Origin of the sequence: Photobacterium minamisatsumaniensis (assembly GCF_050336695.1) — a bacterium.
Classification (GTDB): domain Bacteria; phylum Pseudomonadota; class Gammaproteobacteria; order Enterobacterales; family Vibrionaceae; genus Photobacterium; species Photobacterium minamisatsumaniensis.
The window spans coordinates 1-1,145 of the sequence record NZ_JAKJSI010000108.1; the positions used below are offsets into that span (position 1 = coordinate 1).

At 45.4% G+C, this 1,145-nt stretch carries 1 protein-coding gene; it reads left to right on the forward strand.

Features of this window, described 5'->3' with window-relative positions; all coding sequences use genetic code 11:
* Positions 1-390: 390 nt before the first annotated feature.
* Positions 391-1,145 (forward strand): Cof-type HAD-IIB family hydrolase (locus L4D78_RS28245; protein ID WP_428469993.1); only part of this gene is annotated, 755 nt, incomplete at its 3' end.

The following is a 1,145-nucleotide window of genomic DNA, read 5'->3' on the forward strand; positions in this document are numbered from 1 at the left end:
AAAATCCGAAGTACAGCGACACCATTTGACCCTCAATACCAAGAATACTTGGAAAAGAGAAAGTCCAAAAGGCTAGCTCGTAACTCTTGGAGAGAGCCTATCCCGACTGCGTTATAAGTTGCTGGGTATCATTTTGATGCCTTTGTGGAGGCTTGAGCCTAGTGCAGTGAAAGTTGCACGCTGGGTTCTTAGGGAGACGGCACTTGGTAACAAGTGTCGTCCACCCGACAAAAATAAGCTAGAACAAATCGGCCTGACCTCGTTGCTGGACAAAACTGATTTAAAGCAACGCTCTTTACTCTTCACTTGATGGAAATCACTTGCAGAGAATGACGACTGATGTAATTTGTCATGCTTGATTCACAACTTTTGCCAACAACACGGTCAACTATGCCAAGTAAAGACATCAAATTTATTGCCGTCGACATGGACGGGACTCTGCTCGATCAAAATAGCCAATTACCCGAAGACTTCTACTCGGTTTACCAGCAATTAGAGCAGCGCGATATCATTTTCTCCGCCGCATCAGGCCGTCAGTATTACAGCTTAATGGAGACGTTCGCACCGATTAGCGATCGTATGATGTTTATCGCTGAAAATGGCACACTGGTGATGCACCAAGGCGAAGAGTTGTATCGCTGTGAAATCGACAAACCTTCTATTGAAGCGATTATTAAGCAGGCGCGTGCAATTGACGGGGCAAATATCGTCTTATGTGGTACGCAGTCGGCTTATATTGAAACCCAAGACCCGCAGGCGCTAAAAGAGTTCGCTAAGTACTATCATCGTTGTCATTATGTCGACGATCTTTTAGCTGTCGATGATGACTTTATTAAAGTCGCCATTTGTCATTTTGATGGCACTGAAGAGCATGTATTCCCAAGTTTTGACCGCAAGTTTGCTCAAAGCCATCAAGTTGTGGTGAGCGCGAAAATCTGGCTCGATGTGATGAACGCCAAAGCCTCGAAGGGTGCGGCGATTGAACACTTACAAAATACGCTTGGGTTTAGCTATGAGCAGACGATGAGTTTTGGTGATTACCTTAATGACCTAGAAATGCTCAAGGCGAGCTATCACTCTTACGCAATGGACAACGCCCATCCTAAAGTAAAGCAAACCGCGCGCTTTTCAGCACCTAGTCATCG